General features: G+C 67.1%; 18 protein-coding genes and 1 riboswitch. Of the genes, 10 read left to right on the forward strand and 8 right to left on the reverse strand.

The genetic code is table 11. The annotated features are described in order from the left end of the window. The first annotated feature begins 149 nt into the window (after positions 1-149). Positions 150-1,007, forward strand: coding sequence for a YflT domain-containing protein (locus AC5RWU_RS02905; protein WP_494028036.1), 858 nt, complete (start codon positions 150-152; stop codon positions 1,005-1,007). Positions 1,008-1,075: 68 nt separating this feature from the next. Here the strand turns inward: AC5RWU_RS02905 and AC5RWU_RS02910 are convergent, their stop codons facing one another. Beyond that, positions 1,076-2,659, reverse strand: a complete 1,584-nt coding sequence (locus AC5RWU_RS02910) for an aminopeptidase P family protein (RefSeq protein ID WP_494028035.1) — start codon at positions 2,657-2,659, stop codon at positions 1,076-1,078. Positions 2,660-2,771: 112 nt separating this feature from the next. On the opposite strand from AC5RWU_RS02910, the gene AC5RWU_RS02915 reads away from it, so the two are divergent. The 3 genes from AC5RWU_RS02915 (at position 2,772) to AC5RWU_RS02925 (ending at position 5,994) form a co-directional block, all read left to right on the forward strand. Then, entirely contained in the window at positions 2,772-3,620 is an 849-nt protein-coding gene (locus tag AC5RWU_RS02915; RefSeq protein WP_494028034.1) for a PHP domain-containing protein, read from the forward strand. A gap of 551 nt (positions 3,621-4,171) precedes the next feature. Next, positions 4,172-5,848, forward strand: a complete 1,677-nt coding sequence (locus AC5RWU_RS02920) for a sodium:solute symporter family protein (RefSeq protein WP_494028033.1) — start codon at positions 4,172-4,174, stop codon at positions 5,846-5,848. Between the two features lie 14 nt (positions 5,849-5,862). Further along, positions 5,863-5,994, forward strand: coding sequence for a putative transporter small subunit (locus tag AC5RWU_RS02925; RefSeq protein WP_494028032.1), 132 nt, complete (start codon positions 5,863-5,865; stop codon positions 5,992-5,994). Positions 5,995-6,074: 80 nt separating this feature from the next. Here AC5RWU_RS02925 and AC5RWU_RS02930 read toward each other — a convergent pair whose 3' ends face one another. The 3 genes from AC5RWU_RS02930 to AC5RWU_RS02940 all read right to left on the reverse strand — a co-directional run bounded on the left by AC5RWU_RS02930 (position 6,075) and on the right by AC5RWU_RS02940 (position 10,499). Continuing rightward, the gene (locus AC5RWU_RS02930) at positions 6,075-6,947 is read right to left on the reverse strand and encodes a DNA-methyltransferase (protein WP_494028031.1); all 873 of its coding nucleotides are present in this window, start codon (positions 6,945-6,947) and stop codon (positions 6,075-6,077) included. A gap of 8 nt (positions 6,948-6,955) precedes the next feature. Further along, positions 6,956-8,674, reverse strand: a complete 1,719-nt coding sequence (locus AC5RWU_RS02935) for a DEAD/DEAH box helicase (RefSeq protein ID WP_494036893.1) — start codon at positions 8,672-8,674, stop codon at positions 6,956-6,958. A 301-nt stretch (positions 8,675-8,975) separates the two neighbouring features. Then, positions 8,976-10,499: an RNB domain-containing ribonuclease gene (locus AC5RWU_RS02940; protein WP_494028030.1), complete on the reverse strand. Its 1,524-nt coding sequence runs from the start codon at positions 10,497-10,499 to the stop codon at positions 8,976-8,978. A gap of 44 nt (positions 10,500-10,543) precedes the next feature. On the opposite strand from AC5RWU_RS02940, the gene AC5RWU_RS02945 reads away from it, so the two are divergent. Beyond that, positions 10,544-11,236, forward strand: a complete 693-nt coding sequence (locus AC5RWU_RS02945) for a ferritin-like fold-containing protein (RefSeq protein WP_494028029.1) — start codon at positions 10,544-10,546, stop codon at positions 11,234-11,236. A 3-nt stretch (positions 11,237-11,239) separates the two neighbouring features. Here the strand turns inward: AC5RWU_RS02945 and thiE are convergent, their stop codons facing one another. Continuing rightward, on the reverse strand, positions 11,240-11,938 hold the full coding sequence (gene thiE / locus AC5RWU_RS02950; protein ID WP_494028028.1) for a thiamine phosphate synthase: 699 nt from the start codon (positions 11,936-11,938) through the stop codon (positions 11,240-11,242). Positions 11,939-12,009: 71 nt separating this feature from the next. Beyond that, positions 12,010-12,147, forward strand: a riboswitch (TPP riboswitch). On the opposite strand from thiE, the gene thiO reads away from it, so the two are divergent. The 4 genes from thiO to AC5RWU_RS02970 all read left to right on the forward strand — a co-directional run bounded on the left by thiO (position 12,143) and on the right by AC5RWU_RS02970 (position 15,103). Further along, positions 12,143-13,315 carry a glycine oxidase ThiO gene (gene thiO, locus AC5RWU_RS02955; protein ID WP_494028027.1) on the forward strand — a complete coding sequence of 391 codons (1,173 nt, stop codon included), beginning with the start codon at positions 12,143-12,145 and terminating at the stop codon, positions 13,313-13,315. (Overlaps the previous riboswitch by 5 nt.) After that, positions 13,312-13,548 carry a sulfur carrier protein ThiS gene (gene thiS / locus AC5RWU_RS02960; protein ID WP_494028026.1) on the forward strand — a complete coding sequence of 79 codons (237 nt, stop codon included), beginning with the start codon at positions 13,312-13,314 and terminating at the stop codon, positions 13,546-13,548. The genes thiO and thiS overlap by 4 nt, the downstream gene beginning before the upstream one ends. 3 nt (positions 13,549-13,551) lie before the next feature. After that, entirely contained in the window at positions 13,552-14,367 is an 816-nt protein-coding gene (locus AC5RWU_RS02965) for a thiazole synthase (protein WP_494028025.1), read from the forward strand. A gap of 49 nt (positions 14,368-14,416) precedes the next feature. Then, on the forward strand, positions 14,417-15,103 hold the full coding sequence (locus AC5RWU_RS02970) for a 4a-hydroxytetrahydrobiopterin dehydratase (RefSeq protein WP_494028024.1): 687 nt from the start codon (positions 14,417-14,419) through the stop codon (positions 15,101-15,103). A gap of 48 nt (positions 15,104-15,151) precedes the next feature. Here the strand turns inward: AC5RWU_RS02970 and AC5RWU_RS02975 are convergent, their stop codons facing one another. From AC5RWU_RS02975 to AC5RWU_RS02985, 3 genes are read right to left on the reverse strand one after another with little or no spacing between them, the layout of a single operon-like run. After that, the gene (locus AC5RWU_RS02975) at positions 15,152-15,454 is read right to left on the reverse strand and encodes a hypothetical protein (protein WP_494028023.1); all 303 of its coding nucleotides are present in this window, start codon (positions 15,452-15,454) and stop codon (positions 15,152-15,154) included. 23 nt (positions 15,455-15,477) lie between these two features. Next, positions 15,478-15,702 (reverse strand): DUF3107 domain-containing protein, encoded by a 225-nt coding sequence (locus tag AC5RWU_RS02980; protein WP_494028022.1) that lies wholly within the window; start codon positions 15,700-15,702, stop codon positions 15,478-15,480. Between the two features lie 47 nt (positions 15,703-15,749). Beyond that, positions 15,750-16,370: a TetR/AcrR family transcriptional regulator gene (locus AC5RWU_RS02985; RefSeq protein WP_494028021.1), complete on the reverse strand. Its 621-nt coding sequence runs from the start codon at positions 16,368-16,370 to the stop codon at positions 15,750-15,752. A gap of 121 nt (positions 16,371-16,491) precedes the next feature. Here AC5RWU_RS02985 and moeB point away from each other — a divergent pair, with 121 nt between their 5' ends. Beyond that, entirely contained in the window at positions 16,492-17,670 is a 1,179-nt protein-coding gene (moeB, locus tag AC5RWU_RS02990) for a molybdopterin-synthase adenylyltransferase MoeB (RefSeq protein ID WP_494028020.1), read from the forward strand. Positions 17,671-17,698 lie beyond the last annotated feature (28 nt).

The raw sequence follows: 17,698 nt of genomic DNA on the forward strand, positions 1-17,698 counted from the left end.
ACTTTGTGGGGGTCTGTTCCGCCGTATTAACCAAGGGCCGACTGTCGGTCAACTGCCGGTTAACGGCGGGACCACCGCCGCCCCGGTTCGGCCGTTCACTTCCAGCGATATACCCACCTTCGGGAACTGAAGTGGGGAAGAATGGAAATATGTCGAACCTACTTGGCCGCACGCCGTCCCGCGATGAAGGCCGGGCACTGCCCAAAGGTGAGACCATAGGCCGCTACGCGTCGTACCTGGACGCGCAGAAGGCAGTGGACTACCTGGCCGATCAGCAGTTCCCGGTGGAGAACGTGTCCATCATCGGCAATGACCTCAAGACCGTGGAACGGGTGACCGGCCGGCTCAGCTACCCCCGCGTGGCTTTGTCCAGCGCGGCCACCGGCGCGTGGTTCGGTTTCTTTGTGGGTTTGATTCTGATGCTCTTCGGCGGGCAGACGTCGTATCTGTCCGTGGTCTCTTCGATGGCCCTCGGAGCCGTGTTCTGGCTGCTGTTCGGGGTCATCGCCTATGCATTCCAGCGCGGCAAGCGTGATTTCACCTCCACCAGCCAGGTGATCGCGACGAGCTACGACGTCATTGTGGCTCCGGAGGTCTCCGCCGAGGCCCGCCGCCTGCTGGCGCAACTGCCGATGGGCGGAGCAGCCAGCCCAGGCGCGCAGCCGCCGTACCAGCAGCAGCCTTGGCAGGACCCGCACCAGCAGCCCGACGCTCCGGTACGCCCGGCCGGCTGGGAAGATCCGTATGGCGGGCAGGGTGCTGTGTCCGGGGCTCCGCAGGGGGCCGGCCAGCCGGAAGGGCAGCAGCAGGCTGCGCCCCCGCGCGGCACGTTTCCCGACCTGCCGGACGGCCGTCCGCAGTACGGCGTCCGGCTGCCCGCCGAATCGCCGGCACCGCCGCCGGCCGAGGGAACGTCCCGGCACGGGGAGCATGGGGATGGCAGCGGGGAAGAGTCGGTTCACAACGCCCACGGTCCGGAAGCACCGCGCCGGGACCAGGAGACCTGAGTCAGCAGGTCACGCACGAATACGCGCCCGGACGTGCGTGACCTGCTGACTCAGCCGAGGGCAGCGGGCTATTCGCCGGTGGGGCTGAAGATGCCGGCCATCCAGGATTCGACGTCCTCGGGCGCGCGGGGCAAGGCCGCGCTGAGGTTCACCGGGCCGTCGGCGGTCATGAGGATGTCGTCCTCGATGCGCACCCCGATGCCCCGGTACTCAGCGGGCACCGCCAGGTCTTCTGCCTTGAAGTACAGCCCCGGTTCGATGGTGAAGACCATGCCCTCGGTGAGGATCCCGTCCAGGTACAGCTCGCGCTTGGCCTGGGCGCAATCGTGGACGTCGAGTCCCAGATGGTGGCTCGTACCGTGCGGCATCCAGCGCCGGTGTTGCTGGCCTTCAGGGGAGAGCGCTTCTTCCAGCGGGACCGGCAGCAGTCCCCACTCGTCCAGCCGCTGGGCCAGGACTTCGACGGCGGCGGCGTGGACGTCGCGGAATTTCCGGCCCGGCTGCGCGGCGGCAAAACCGGCGTTGGCGGCATCCAGCACGGCCTGGTAGATCTTCCGCTGAACGTCGGTGTACTTGCCGCTCACCGGCAGGGTGCGGGTCACATCCGCGGTGTACAGGGAGTCGGCCTCGACCCCCGCATCCAGGAGCAGCAGGTCGCCCGGGCGGACCGGACCATTGTTGCGGATCCAGTGCAGGACAGTGGCGTTGTTGCCGGAGGCTGCGATGGTGTCATAGCCAAGATCGTTGCCTTCTTCCCGTGCCCGTGCGAAGAAAGCGCCCTCGACAACGCGCTCGCCGCGTTCGTGGCTGATGGCCCGGGGGAGTGCCTTGACCACCTCGTGGAAACCGTCGACCGTGGCCTGCACGGCGATCTTCAGCTGCGCCACTTCCCACTCATCCTTGAGCAGGCGCAATTCGGACAGCGCCTCGGCCAGCTTGGCGTCCAGGGCGTCGGCCTGCTCCAGATCGACCCCGGTATTGATGCGCGAGGTATCCACCAGGGCGTCCACATTGAGGTCGACTTCGCGCAGCAGCCGGATGGACATGCCGCCGATGTAGGTCACGCCGGCATCCTTGGTGACCGCGGTTTCCAGGTCGTCCAGGTCAGCCGTGGGCAGGGCCAGCCGTGCCTGCATCTGCGCCCGGCTGAGCCGGGCGCCGATCCAGAACTCGCCGTAACGGGCGTTGGCGTAGAACTCGTCGGTGTCCCGTCCTGCCAGTTCGCGGAAGTACAGCGTGGCCCGGTGGTTGCCGCCGTCGTCGCCGGCGCCTTCCTCCGTTGGCTCCATGACCAGCACGGCCTCCGGTTCATGGTCAAGGCCCAGGCCGGTCAGGTGCGCAAATCCGGAATGCGGCCGGAAACGGTAGTCGGTGTCATTGGAACGGACTTTCAGCGGGCCGGCCGGGATGACCAGGCGCTCGCCGGGGAACAGACCGGAAATGGCACGACGTCGGCGGGCTGCGTATGGGGCCACGGACGCCTCAGCAGGGAGGTCGTGTGAGGCGGGGGCCCAGTTGCTTGCCATGAAAGCCTTGAACGCGTCCGATTCCGGACGCTGGGACCGGTTGCTTCCGCGGTCGGCCAGCGGCTGGTCTTCGGAGAGCGGTTCGTCGAGGTTCGAGGTTGTCTTGCCATTCGCGTCTGTACTCACCCGTCTATCGTCTCACCGGGCCCGGAGGCAGCCAAACGTCCGGCGCAGGCCCGGGCTGCGGCGTGCGCGCGGCATGAGCCCGGCAGCATGCAAGGCCGCGTACATTGGAACAGTGAGGATTGACCTGCATACGCATTCCACCGTTTCAGACGGGACAGAGCCGCCGGCGGTGGTGCTTGCCGAGGCACGGACCGCGGGACTGGACGTCATGGCGCTGACCGACCACGATACGACAGCCGGCTGGGAGGAGGCCGCAGCGGCGGCCGGTGAACACGGGGTGACGTTCGTGCCGGGCATGGAGGTCTCCTGCCGGACCGAGGAAGGCATCAGCGTCCACGTGCTGTCCTACCTGCACGACCCCGCGCATGCCGGACTGCTCGAGGAAATCGGCAAAGCCCGGGACGCACGGCTGACCCGGGCGGAACGTATGGTGGAGCTGCTCTCCGAGGATTTTCCCATCACCTGGGCCGGCGTGCATGAACACGTCGGGGAGGGGGCCACGGTGGGACGGCCGCACATCGCGGACGCGCTGGTGGCCGCTGGCGTGGTGTCCGACCGCAGCGAGGCCTTTGCGCGCATCCTCACGTCCCATTCCCGCTATTACGTGACGCACTACGCGCCGCATCCGGTAGTGGCCGTGCGGCTCATCCGCGAGGCCGGCGGCGTACCGGTCTTCGCCCATCCGCTGGCCTCGTCCCGCGGCCGCGTCGTGGCGGAGCATACCTTCCGTGAAATGATCGACGCCGGCCTGGCCGGCCTGGAGATCGACCATCGCGACAATTCCGAAGAGGGCAAGACGTGGCTCCGCGGCCTTGCTGCCGAGGCCGGCCTGATCATTACCGGATCCAGCGACTACCATGGCGCGGGCAAGCCGAACCTGCTGGGGGAGCACCTGACCTCACCGGAGGCTCTGGCGAGGATCGAAGCTGAAGGTACCGGAACCGCCGTCGTACGTCCCTGACGCTGCGCTGTTTCCGCTTTGGCATAACGGGTGGATAACGGTTCTGCCCGGCACGGAAGCCAGCCTCGGCGCCGTCGGAATCCGGGTAGGGACGCGGAATTTCCGCCCGGAATCCCGGCTGTCGCCCGCCGCCCTGGCGCTGCAGTGGCTGCCGCTCAGCCGGCCCGGCCGGAGCTGGTCCGCCCGCTCCTGATAAGCTCCTTCCATTGCTGATGTTTGCCTGCGGCAAGTTTTCCGATGCATTTGAGCCGGAATACCGCAGTCCAAAGCATCCTCGTCCCGTGCGTGGTTGATGGACAACCACTGCCTGACCGGGCGCAGGGCCGCGCAATTGCGGCACGCCCGGTGTCTGCTCCTGTCGTGGCACAGCGGTGTTTGATGGTCCGGCGTCGGAGCCGGGCGGGACTGCGCGCCTTGAATCCCTCACCGGGTTTTTCGGCCTGCCCGCGGCTGACCGCCGCCCGCCGGCCACGTGAAGTAGTGCCTTGGACGGCCGGCGCGCGCAAAAATGCGGCGGGCGCCGGTGAGCCTGCCCTGACGAGAGGAAAAGAATGGCACCGGAAGGTGGCTTCTACCAGCTCAGCGGCTGGACCGTGATTGCACTGCTCGTGCTGTTCTATGGCGGCACATTCCTGATGTCCACATTCATCGGGAAGAAGAAGGAGAACGCCGACGGCTACATGACCGCCGGCAACAACATCGGCTTCGGAGTGTCCGCAGCCAGCATGACAGCCACCTGGATCTGGGCGTCGTCCATGTACGCCTCAGCCACTTCCGGGTACACCTACGGCATCTCGGGGCCGATCCACTACGGCCTCTGGGGGGCCCTGATGATCCTGTTCATCTACCCCTTCGGTAGACGGATCCGCAAAGTTGCGCCCAAAGCGCATACCCTCGCCGAGGTCATGCACGCCCGGCACGGCAGTTCCAGCCAACTGCTGCTGGCCGGTTCCAATCTCGTGGGCAGCGTCATCAGCCTGACCTCCAACTTCATTGCCGGCGGTGCGCTGGTGGCGCTGCTGTCCCCGTTCAGCTTCGGGCAGGGCGTCATCGCCGTGGCGGCCGGCGTCCTGCTGTACACGCTGTGGTCCGGCTTCCGCGCCTCGGTGCTCACTGACTTTGCCCAAGTCGTGGCCATGCTGGGCGCTGTCGTCATCATCATTCCAGTGGTCTTCTTTGCCGCCGGTGGCCCGGCTATCTTTGAGCAGGGCGCAGGCAACCTGACGGCCGAACAGGGCAACTTCTTCTCCGGCGAGGCGTTCCTCAACCAGGGCGCGCCGTACATCGCCGCCGTGCTGGCCTACGCGATCGGCAACCAGACCATCGCGCAGCGGCTCTTCGCCGTCCGCGAGGACCTGATCAAGCGGACGTTCGTCACTGCGACCATCGGCTACGGCGCCACCATCATCGGCATCGGCATGCTCGGCGTGCTGGCCCTGTACCTGGGGATGGAGCCTGCCGATGGCAACGTGAACAACCTGATTCCGCAGATGGCGTCGACGTTCCTGACCCCGATCCTGCTCGGCGTTTTCTTCATCATGATCCTCGGTTCGCTGTCCTCGACAGCGGATTCGGACCTGTCCGCGCTGTCCTCCATCATGATGGCGGACGTCTACGGCAAGCACCTGGCCAAGAAGAAGGCCAACCCGAAGACCATGTTGCTGATCGGCCGCGTCACCATGATCGTGGCCACGGCCGCGGCGCTGTACTTTGCCAGCGGACAGATGGACATCCTTGACCTGCTGGTCTTCGTCGGCGCGCTGTGGGGCTGCCTGGTGTTCCCGGTCATCGCCAGCTTCTACTGGGACAAGGTCACCAACAAGGCCTTCACTGTTGCCGTCATTGTGGCACTGGCGGTGTTCATCCCGGTCCGTTTCCAATGGATTCCGATGGACGGTGCCACGGGCATTATCGTCGACTTCCTGTCCGTCATCGGCGTCGGCGTGGTCCTGGGCCTAATGAGCTTCGGCTTCTTCGGAATCAAGGCGGGCCGGATTATCGGCGCCGTGGGTGCCGTGGTTTCGGCTCCGTTCGTCATCGGCTTCCTGCACGACTATGAGGTGCTGTCCGGATCGCTGGTCGCCTACGCCGTCAGCACCGCGATCTGCTTCCTGATGTCCGTCCGGAACAAGAAGCCGTTCGACTTCGAGCTCATCAAGCAGCGCGTCGGCGACTATGACAACCGGACCGCCGCAGAGCTTGATTCCGCCGTCGCTGCCGGCAAGTAAGTAAGGAGAAAACCGTGGAGACATTTTGGCTCACGCTGTACGTATTGGTCTGGCCCGTCATCGTGGCAGGAACCCTGTTCATGATCTGCAAGGGGTTCTTCAAGGACTGGTATGAGGCTCGGAAGGAAGGCCGGGACATCATTTAGGCTCCGGATCGGGCACTGAAGGCCGGTGGACATCGTCCACCGGCCTTCAGTCTTTGCCGGCTCTTACGCGCTGCCGGCCTTCACTCGTTGCCGGAGCCCACGACGTCGGCCACCCCGTCCAGGCGGCGGCGCATCACTTCGATGGCCTGCGGGTTCTGGTCCACGCAAACGAAGCGGCGGCCCAGCTGGGAAGCCACGGCACCGAGCGTGCCGGAGCCGGCGAAGAAGTCCAGCACCCAGTCATCCGTGCGGCTGCTCGCCGCCACCACCCGCCGTAGCAGGCCCTCGGGCTTCTGGGTGGGATAGCCCGTCTTTTCCTTGCCGGTGGGGGAGACGATGGTGTGCCACCAGACGTCCGTGGGGAGCTTGCCCAGGGCCGCCTTCTCCGGCGTCACCAGCCCGGGCGCCATATAGGGCTCCCGGTCCACCTCCGCGTTGTCGAAGTGGTACTTGGCCGGGTCCTTGACGTACACCAGGATGTTGTCATGCTTGGCAGGCCAGCGGCTCTTGGCGCGGCCGCCGTAGTCGTAGGCCCAGATGATCTCATTGAGGAAGCATTCCCGGCCGAACAGCGCGTCCAGGAGCACCTTGGCGTAATGCACCTCGCGGTAGTCCAGATGGACATAGAGCGTGCCGTCGTCGGCCAGCAGCCGCCAGGCCTGCGCCAGCCGCGGCTCCAGGAACGCCCAGTAGTCCTCGAAGACGTCGTCGTAGCTGTGCAGCGTGCCCTTGAGCGTCGAATAGGACCGGCCCTTGAACCCGATCCGGTCGCCCGCACCGTCGAGGCTGCGGACCATGGTGGTCTGCTGGCGCCGCTGGGCCCTGCCCGTATTGAACGGCGGGTCGACGTAGATCAGTGTGAAGGCGCCGTCCGGCAGCGTGGGCAGGAACTGCGCGTTGTCCGCGTGCACTACCAGATTGCTGCCGTCCGGCGCCCAGACAGATTCCCCCATGGAGGCGGCTACGCCTCCGCCTCGGGCGCGCTGCCGCCGTCGGCTTTGTTCACAACCTCGCCGTTGCGGCGCCGTGTGCGGGTGCGGCTCCGCCGCGGACGCGACGGCGTTCCAGCGTCGCCGGTGGCCTCGGCCTGGGCGGCCTGCGCGGCACCGGCCTGCGCGGCACCGGCCTCAGCGGCCGCGGACTCGCCCGAACCCGCGGCGGGACGACGACGGCGGCGCTGGCTTGCCTCGGAACGTGAGCTTTCGCTGCGGGAACCTTCGGACCGGCCGCCCCGGCGGTCGCCCGACCGGACCCCAGTCCGGGACCCACCCGGCTTCTTCCCGGTTTCGCCCAGATCCTCGATCGCCTCGGCGTCCAGACCGGCCAGCTTCCGCTTGCTCCTGGGCAGCCGTCCCTTGGTGCCCTCCGGGATGTCCAGGTCGGTGTAGAGGTGCGGAGAGGAGGAGTAGGTCTCGACCGGTTCCGGTACATCCAGGCCCAGGGCCTTGTTGATCAGGGACCAGCGGGGCACGTCCTCCCAGTCCACGAAAGTGACCGCCGTGCCCTTGTTGCCCGCGCGGCCAGTGCGGCCCACACGGTGCAGGTAGGTCTTCTCATCCTCGGTGCACTGGAAGTTGATGACATGCGTGACGTCGTCGACGTCGATGCCGCGGGCGGCGACATCGGTGGCCACCAGGACATCGATCTTGTCGCTGCGGAAGGCACGCAGGGCCTGCTCACGGGCGCCCTGGCCCAGGTCGCCGTGGATGGCAGCGGCTGCGAATCCGCGGGAAACCAGTTCATCGGACAGCTTCGCCGCCGTGCGCTTGGTCTTGGTGAAGATGATGGTCTTGCCCCGGCCGCGGGCCTGCAGGATGCGGGCCACCACCTCGTCCTTGTCCAGGCTGTGTGCCCGGTAGACCAGCTGCCGGATATCCTTCTTGGTCATGCCCCCGTCGTCCGGATCCGCGGCGCGGATATGCGTCGGCTGCGTCATGTAGCGGCGGGCCATGGCGATGACCGGACCGGGCATGGTCGCGGAGAACAGCATGGTCTGGCGGACCTCCGGCGTGGCACCCAGCAGTGTCTCCACGTCGGGGAGGAAGCCGAGGTCCAGCATTTCGTCCGCTTCGTCCAGGACAACGATCTTCACGTTTTTCAGGGACAGGTGCTTCTGCTTGTAGAGGTCGATCAGCCGGCCCGGGGTGCCGACCACCACTTCCACGCCCTTGGCCAGGGCCTCGATCTGGGGCTCATAAGCGCGGCCGCCGTAGATCGTGGCGATCCGCGCATTGCGCTTGCGGGAGGCGGTGCCGAGGTCGTTGGCGACCTGCACGGCAAGTTCACGGGTGGGGACGATGACCAGAGCCTGCGGGGCTCCGGGAGCGGGCAGCCTGTCGAAGCCCTCGTCCTGCGGGCCGATGACCCGCTGCAGCGCGGGAATACCGAAGCCGAGGGTCTTGCCGGTGCCGGTCTTGGCCTGGCCGATGATGTCGTGTCCGGACAGCGCCACGGGCAACGTCATGGCCTGGATGGGGAAGGGGTGGGTGATGCCGGCATCGGCCAGCGATTCGACAATGTCCTGGCGGACGTTGAAATCGGTGAAGGTCTGCTCGGGCAGTTCGTGCGGGGCTTCGTCGCTGACCAGCGACTCTTCCACTGTTATTTCGTCATCGCTGTTGTCGGCGTGGAGATGGTGGTCCAGGACCTGGTCATCCACCGTGGGATTCTCTGTATTCAACTAAAATTACCGTTCGGTTAGGCGCCGTCCCGCCCCAGGCTCAACGGGTGGCCCCGTCAGCCGGGTCCGCTCGGAGCGGGGCGGAAGCATGGCGCATCCAGTGGAAGCCGATCGCGGGCTTACAACTGCAAGCAGGCACTGGATGGGAAACAGTGCCGGCTCCTGAAGAATTCAAGATCGCGTAGGTTTGCGGGTCATAACAACTGATACTGACGACCGGGCATCCATTACTACGGTTTCCATTCTACCGGCAATAGCCCCCTGCCCTGTTTGCCGCCCGTCATATGTGTTATTCCGTCCGTCAGACCAGTTCGAAGCGGATCCGGCGTTTGACGATGTCCGCGGTCAGCAACCGGACCCGGACGTGGGTGCCGGATTCCATGACGCCGTCGCACTTGGCTGTGACCGCCGGTTCCGTGAGCTGGATGACGCCGGAGGGTTTGTACCCGTTCCGGCCGTTGTTCCCGTTCCCGTTCCCGTTCCCGTTCGCGTTAGCGCCGGCGTCGGTTCCGTTACCGTTGCCGTTTCCGTTGCGGCCGGGGCGGGAGCCGGACAGGACTACGGCGTCGAATTCCTGGCCCACATGGTTGCTCAGCAGCGCCGCTTCGACGGCGTCGAGGGCCCCGCGGTCCAGCCGGGACGCGAGCTGGTCCGAGGCCGCCATCAGGCCGGGCAGGAGCGGAAGCGCGGCGCGGACCGCCGCCGGCACTTCCCGGCCGGCGCACAGGGCCTCGCAGATCACGAGCACGAAGCGGTCCACCAGGCGCCGCAGCGGCGCCGTCGTATGGGCATACGGTGCGGCGATCGCGGCCTGGATCGAGTCCTCGGGCAGCTCGCCGTCGAACGGTGTGTAGTCCGCCCCGCGGAACAGCGAGCCCGCCGCATGCATCAGCGCCAGATGCCTGGGGTTCGTTGCGTCCAGGGTGCGCAGGTAGTCGCCGTAGGGCAGCCCGTCCCCCCAAGGGTGCCCCAGCGCCTCCGTCTGGCGGCGGAAACGCATTTCGGCCTGCTCGTCGGCCTTCGGCATGGTGCGCAGGATTCCGACCTTGCCTTCAAGCATGAGCTGGGCAGCGGCCATGCCGGTCATGAGGGAGATCTGCGCGTTCCAGTCCTCCACCGGCAGCTGCGGACGCGCCACGATGAAGTAGTGTTCGCCGTCGTGCACGATTTCCTGTTCCGGCATGTTCAGGTTCGCGCCGCCCCGTTTGCGTTCCAGTTCGATCCGCTTCAGGCCGATTTCCTCCAGCAGCATGAGGGATTCGGGCGCGCCGCCGGAGTCGATGTCCTGCTGGACTTCCTGGTAGTTTAGCTTGGCCACGCTGCGGACCCGGGCGCGCCGCACGTGGGTGGAGAGGACCTCTGCAGCCGGGTCCAGCTCGAATTCCCAGACGAAGGCAGCGCGAATTTCGTCGGCCAGCAGGCTGCCGGCATCCTCACTGATGATTTCCGGATGCAGCGGGATCCGTCCATCCGGGGCGTAGACCGTCTGGCCGCGGCGGCGTGTCGCCGCGTCGAGGGCGCCGCCGGCAGGGACGAAGGATGGCACATCCGCGATCGCGTACCAGGCCCGGTAGCCGGTGCCCTTGCGTTCAAGGTAGAGCGCTTGGTCCAGGTCCGTGGAGGTGGGAGGGTCGATGGTGACGAAATGCAGCCCGGTCAAGTCGGATTCGGGCAGCTGGTGCCGCGCGACGGACTGCTCCGCCTCCCGCAGGACCTCCGGCGGGAACTCAGCCTGCAGTCCCAGCTCGGTCCGCAGGTCGCGCAGCGACTGTGCCAGCACGTGCTGCGGCCTGCCGACCCGGACATCGAGATGTGAGTACGGCACAAACCTTAGCGTACCGTCGTTTCACCGCAGGTACGCTTGGAAGCATGACAACAGTGCCCTCAGCAGCGGCGTGCCGGCTCGCGGACGCCGGCTACCGACGGTTCCTCGCCGATCTCTTCGGCGTCATGGCGTACGGCGAGCTGTCCGCCTTCGAGCGGCTCTCCTTCGATGCGCGGTTCTCACCCACGCTCCATGACCGGGCCACGCTGGGCCGGATGGCGGTGACCGAATTCCGGCATTATGAGCTGGTCAGCGAGCGGCTGGCCGGGATGGGTGCGGACGTCGAAACAGCGATGGCACCGTTCCAGCCGGCCATCGATGCCTACCATCAGCGGACGCGGCCGGGGGACTGGTATGAGTCCCTGATGAAGGCCTACGTCAACGACGCAATCTCCGCCGATTTCTACCGCACCGTCGCCGACCGGCTGGACCCGGACACCAGGGAACTGATTGACCGGATCCATGACCAGGAACAGGGCGACGTCCTGCTCGGCCGGCTGCGCACTGCCCTGGCGGAGGATCCTGCGCTCGGCTCCAGGCTCGCGCTCTGGGGCCGGCGGCTGGTGGGCGAGGCCCTGATCCAGACCCAGCGGATCGGCGTCGAACGCTCATTCCTGGGAGAGTTGATGCAGGCCGGCAAGGGAGCGCAGCAGGACTCGGACGCCGTGGCGCCGCTGCTGTCCCGGCTCACCGCCAATCATTCACGCCGGATGCACGCGCTGGGCCTGACTGCCTGAAGTTCAGCGAACTGCCAGCAGTCCGGGGAGCAGGGCGCGGAGGGTGCGTGCGGCTTCCGCGGGATCCTCCGCTTCCGTAATGGCGCGGACGACGACGATGCGGTGCGCCCCGGCGTCGACCACCTGCTCCACATTCGAATGGTCGATGCCACCGATGGCGAACCATGGGCGCACCGAGCCGGTTTCGGCCTGCCGGCGTGCCGTGGAGGCCACCAGTTCCAGTCCGACGGCGGCCCGGCCGGGTTTGGTGGGCGTGGCCCAGAGCGGGCCGGTGCAGAAGTAGTCCAGCTCCGCCGCATCCATGGCAGCCGCCGCCTGCGCAGGCGTATGGGTGGACAGCCCGATGGCTACATCGGGTCCCAGCAGCCGCCGTGCCGCGGCAACGGGCAGATCCTCCTGGCCGACGTGGAAGACGCTTGCCCCGGACAGTGCTGCGATGTCCGCGCGGTCGTTGACCGCGAACGGCTTGCCATGGCGGCCGGCCACGGTCCTCAGCACGTCGAGGAGCTCCAGCTCCCGGGCCGGGTCGATCTGCTTGTCCCGCAGCTGGATAATGTCCACGCCCCCGGCGTAGGCCGCGTCCACGAACTGTTCAAAATCGTCCTGGGCGGGCCTGGAGTCGGTGCACAGATAGAGCTGGGCGGAAGCAAGCGACGCCGAAGCAAGCGACGCCGAATCAAGAGCGGCGGGATCCAAAGACATGGTTCCTAGGTTACGGGATGCCCCGTCCAGCCGGCTGCCTTGGCGTGCGCCGCCCGACTGGCCGTAGACTTGGGGGACACTGCGGGAGCCCGCGGTGCGGGATGCGCCTGGAGCGCACCGCGTACCTGCCAGGGCTGAGAGGGCGTTCGACGCCGACCGTTTCACCTGATCCGGGTCATGCCGGCGTAGGGAAGGATCATTTCAATGTCTGCACATGTCGCCGTCGTCGGCGGCGGAGTCATCGGTCTGGCCATTGCCTGGGAGACCATCCGCCGCGGCCACCGCGTGACGCTCATCGATCAGGCCCCCGCGCAGGGGGCCACGCACGCCGCCGCGGGGATGCTGGCGGCCGTGAGCGAGCTGCACTACCAGGAAGAAAACCTGCTCACGCTCACCCGTGCCTCTGCCGGCCTGTATCCGGAATTCACCGCGGCGCTGGAGAAGCAGACGGGGGAGCGGACCGGCTACCTGGCCACCGAAACCCTGGTCGTGGGCCTTGACGCCGCGGACCGCCGGGCGCTCGCCGACCTGAAGGAAGCCCAGCTGGTCCAGGGCCTGCAGGTTGAAGAACTGACTGTCCGCCAGGCCCGCCGGCAGGAGCCCATGCTGGGGCCGCAGCTTTCGGGCGTCTTCCGCATTCCGGACGACCACCAGGTGGATCCGCGCCGCCTGGCGGCCGCCCTGCTGGCCGCTTTGCAGCATTATCCTCAGGCCGACCTCGTGCCTGCCAGCGCCGCGGGGTTGCTCAGGAACGAGTCCGGCACGGTCACAGGCGTCCGGCTGGCCGGCGGTGCCACCATCGAAACGGACGAGGTAGTGCTGGCGAACGGACTGGGAGCGGCCGGCCTGGACGGGCTGCCGGACGGACTGAAACTGCCGCTGCGGCCGGTCTACGGCGACATCCTGCGCCTGGCGGTGCCGGAGCACCTGCGTCCGCTGGTCACCGCGACCGTGCGGGGGCTGGTACGCGGCTTGCCCGCGTACCTGGTCCCGCGCGAGGACGGCACCGTGGTCATCGGAGCCACCCAGCGCGAGGACGGGTCCGCCGCGGTTTCCGCGGGCGGGGTCTACGAGCTGCTGCGCGATGCCCAGCAGCTGGTGCCGGCCGTAGCGGAGCTGGAACTGCTCGAGGCGACGTGCCGCGCCCGCCCGGGAACGCCGGACAACGCACCGCTGCTGGGACGGGCTGATGTCCCCGGGCTGATCATCGCCACCGGGTTCTTCCGCCACGGCGTCCTTCTGGCACCCATTGCCGCACGCATCTGCGCAGACCTGGTCGACGGCAAACCGGCAGACCCGGCACACCGTCAATTCCGGCCCGACCGCTTTTCCCATCCCTCGAACCCTGTCACGGCAACGTCTGGAGCGACATCATGACAATCACCCTCAACGGCAAAGCACACGCGGTGGACAGCGGCACCATGCTGCTCGACCTGGTGGCCAGCGTGACCGGACGGCCGCTGGACCCCGGCGGACAGCCCGAGGACGGAGCGCGGCTCGGCGTCGCCGTGGCGCTGAACTCGGAGGTCGTGCCGCGCGGCAGCTGGGCGGCAACGGCAATCAAGGCCGGTGACGACGTCGAACTCGTCACCGCGGTACAGGGAGGCTAAGGAATGAGCATCAACGGCGGAACCACAGCGGAAACCCAGCAGGAAGCCGGCACCGACGCCCTGGTGATCGACGGCGTCGCACTGGACTCGCGCCTGATCATGGGCACCGGCGGCGCGCCCAGCCTCGACGGGCTGGGTGCGGCACTGGTGGCATCCGGGACCGAACTGACCACGGTGGCCATGCGGCGGTACAGCCCCGAAGTGGGCGGCTCCTTGTTCGACCTGCTGCTGGAACACAATATCCGCGTGCTGCCCAACACCGCCGGCTGCTTCACCGCGCGGGAGGCGGTCATGACCGCCGAGCTGGCCCGGGAAGCGCTGGAGACGGACTGGGTGAAGCTGGAGGTGATCGCGGACGAGCAGACGCTGCTGCCGGACGCCGTCGAACTGGTGGACGCCACCGAGATGCTGGTGAACCGCGGATTCAAGGTGTTCGCTTACACCAACGACGATCCCGTGCTCGCGCGCCGGCTGGAGCAGCTGGGCGCCGCCGCGGTCATGCCGCTCGGCGCGCCGATCGGGACCGGCCTGGGCATTCTGAATCCGCACAACATCGAACTGATCGTCGCGCGGGCGCAGGTGCCGGTGGTGCTCGACGCCGGCATCGGCACCGCCTCGGATGCCGCCCTGGCGATGGAGTTGGGGTGCGACGCCGTCCTGCTGGCTACCGCGGTCACCCGCGCCCAGGATCCGGTCCGGATGGCCGAGGCCTTCAAACATGCGGTGATCGGCGGTAGGCTGGCCGCGCAAGCCGGACGCATTCCCAAACGCCAGCATGCCCTGGCCTCGTCGCAGACGGAAGGCCGTCCGGACCTCTAGGAGCGGCCTGGGGCGGCGCCCGGCTGCGGGACGGCGGGAGGCGCTTTCAATGGGTTCTGCACAGGATGTCCTGACCCGGACGGCGATCGACGAGGAACTGAAGAAACTGCCGGACTGGCGGTACCGGCTGGGCAGCCTGTATACGGTGTACAAGCTGGACAGCGCCCGGAAGGCGCTGAACCTGATAGCAGCGGCCGGGGACATTGCGGAGGAACTGAACCACCACCCGGACCTGGACTGGCGCTACAACCGGGTGTTCATCACGCTGACCTCGCACGACGCCGGCAGCGAGGTGACCAGCCGGGACATCACCGCGGCCAGTTCCATCGGCAGGGCCGCGGCGGTCCTCGGGGCGGTTGCCGAGCCGGCCAGGAGCCGTACGGTCGAGATCGGCATCGACGCCAAAGATCCGGCGGCGCTCTCGGAGCTGTGGCGCAAGGCGCTGGGCTACAAGGCCGGCCGGTTCGGGGACCTGATGGATCCGTTCGGCCGCGGACCCACAGTCTGGTTCCAGCAGACGGACACCCCCAGCGACAACCGGCTGCATCTTGATATCCACTGGAGCGAGAGCGACATCGCCCCGGTCCTGGAGCAGGCGGCGGAGGCCGGCGGCCGGCTGGATGCGGGGCAGGCCCCGATGTTCACGGTCGTCACCGACCCTGACGGAAACCGCTTCTGCCTGTGCACCGAGCACGGCCACGGGCCGGACGAGAAGAACCTGCCGGCTTCCGGCTGAGCTTCGGCTGGGCAGGCCCGCAGACCGAGAAGGCCGGAGGCCTGACGATCAGAGGCGCAGGGCTGCGTTGAGGCGGGCGACGTCGGCCCGGGACCGGCGCCGCCCGAGGAAAAGTCCCGCTATGGCCGCTGCGGCGGCGCCGGCAACCATGGGAATCAGCCAGCTGAGCCAGAAGATCCGCGGCTGGGAGGCCAGGCCGGACATCACCAGGATGATCCACAGCAGCACGGCAGCCGCGACGGCGATACCCGGCACCAGCAGCACCCCATAGCTGCGGTGGTGCCGGTCCAGGCCCCACCAGAGGAAGCCCGCTGCCGCCGCCACCGCTGCGACCAGCGTCAGTTCAAGCATGTCCGGCCGGACCTCTGCTCCCGCTAGAGGGCGCCGAAGCCCACGCGGCGGGCCTCTTCGGCGCCGATCTCGACGTAGCCAAGAACGTTGGACGGGACGATGACCATGCGGCCCTTGGAGTCCTTCAGGCGGAGTTCGGCGCCGCCGTTCATGGCCTTGGAGACGATCTCGGCGACGTCCTCCGGAGCCTCCTCCGACTCGAAGACGATTTCCCGGCCCACGTTCTGAATGCCGATCTTGATTTCCACCCTTGGTGCCTCCTGTGTTGTGAACTGTCGTCCCGACGAAATCTACTCTAAGTCTCTTTCGGGAAACGACTGATTCCGCGCCAAGCTAAACGGTAGATGAGGTCGCTGGCAACCCCCAGGTCAAGATCCCCGTCCTTCTCAAGCCAGAACCGGGCGCTGACCTGAGCCATTCCCAGCAGGCCGCGGCCCAGCAGCGTGGCCTCCGGCTGGGTCATGCTGGTGTCCTCGGCAATGACCCGGGCAATGGCATCGGTGTAGGCGAGATTGAAGGCCTCCAGCCGCTCGCTGACCTCCGGATCGTTGTTCAGATCGGATTCGAAGATCAGCCGGTGGGCCTGGCTGTCCTGGGCGACGAACTCGAAGTAGGCGCGCATCGTGGCGCGGACTCTTTCCTTGTTGTCCGTCGTGGAATTGAGGGCATCCGTGAGCAGCCCGGTCAGCTGGGCCAGGTGGCTGTCCAGCAGGGCCAGGTACAGTTCCCGCTTGCCGGGGAAGTGCTGGTAGAGAACTGGCTTGCTGACCTTGGCAGTCTCGGCGATTTCGTCCATGGCGGCTCCGTGGTAGCCGTTGGCGACGAAGACCTGGCGGGCTGCCTGCAGCAGCTGCCGGCGCCGTTCCTCCCGGGGGAGCCGAGTTGCCTTGCCGTTGGGCCGGGCTTCTGTAGTCACGATGACTTGCCTTTCACGGAACGTGCCGGATGCCGGCGCTTTGATTCAGTTTACCCGGGGGTAATAACGGCCGCGTATGCTGCAGTTTCCCCTGTGCCATGCCGGGGCATAGATTGAAGGAATGAGCAGTAACGAACCCCTGAGCCTTCCGCCCCTGGTGGAGCCGGCCGACGGCCTCACCAAGGAAGAGACGCAACGCTATTCCCGGCACCTGATCATTCCCGAGTTCGGCATGGCGGCCCAGCAACGGCTCAAGAACGCCAAGGTGCTGGTCATGGGCGCAGGCGGTCTCGGGTCTCCCGCCCTGCTGTACCTGGCCGCTGCCGGGGTGGGCACGATCGGGATCGTGGACGACGACGTCGTGGATACCTCCAACCTGCAGCGCCAGGTCATCCACGGGGTATCGGACGTGGGCCGGGCCAAAGCCGAGTCGGCGCGGGACTCGATCCTTGAGCTCAACCCGCTGGTCTCCGTGCAGCTGCACCAGGTGCATCTGGACTCCTCCAATGCGCTGGAGATCTTCGCCGGCTACGACCTGATCCTCGACGGCACGGACAACTTCGCCACCCGCTACCTGGTCAATGACGCCGCCGCCATCCTGGGCAAGCCGTACGTCTGGGGTTCCATCCTGCGCTTCGACGGCCAGGTCAGTGTCTTCTGGGAAAAGCATGGTCCCACCTACCGCGACCTTTATCCGGAGGCCCCTCCCGCGGGCTCGGTCCCGTCCTGCGCAGAGGGCGGGGTCCTGGGCGTGCTGTGCGCGCAGATCGGCTCCGTGATGGTCAATGAGGCCATCAAGCTGATCACCGGCACTGGCCGCACCCTGCTGGGCCGGGTGCTCATCTTCAACGCGCTGGACATGAGCTGGCGCGAGATCCGGGTGCGCAAGGATCCTCAGGCGCAGCCCATCACCGAACTGGTGGACTACCAGGCGTTCTGCGGCCTGCCCGCGGCCGGAACCGCACGCGAGCTTCCCGCGGTCACGGTGGCGCGGCTGCAGGAGCTGCTGGCCGAACGGGAGCGCGGGGAACGGGATTTCGAGCTCATCGACGTGCGCGAACCGGGCGAACACCAGATTGTCAGTATTCCCGGCGCGGTGCTGGTGCCCAAGGGTAGAATCCTTGCCGGTGAGCGGGAACTGCCGCGGGGCAAGGAGCTGTACATCCACTGCAAGTCGGGGGTGCGCTCCTCGGAAGTGGCGTCCTATCTGCTGGACCACGGTTACGAATCGGTCTTCAACGTCTCCGGCGGGATCACGGACTGGGTCCGGCAGATCGAACCGGCCAAGCCGCTGTACTGAGCAGGTCGCAGTGCTGGGCCAGTCGCTG

Source organism: Arthrobacter sp. B0427-1-12 (assembly GCF_059092905.1).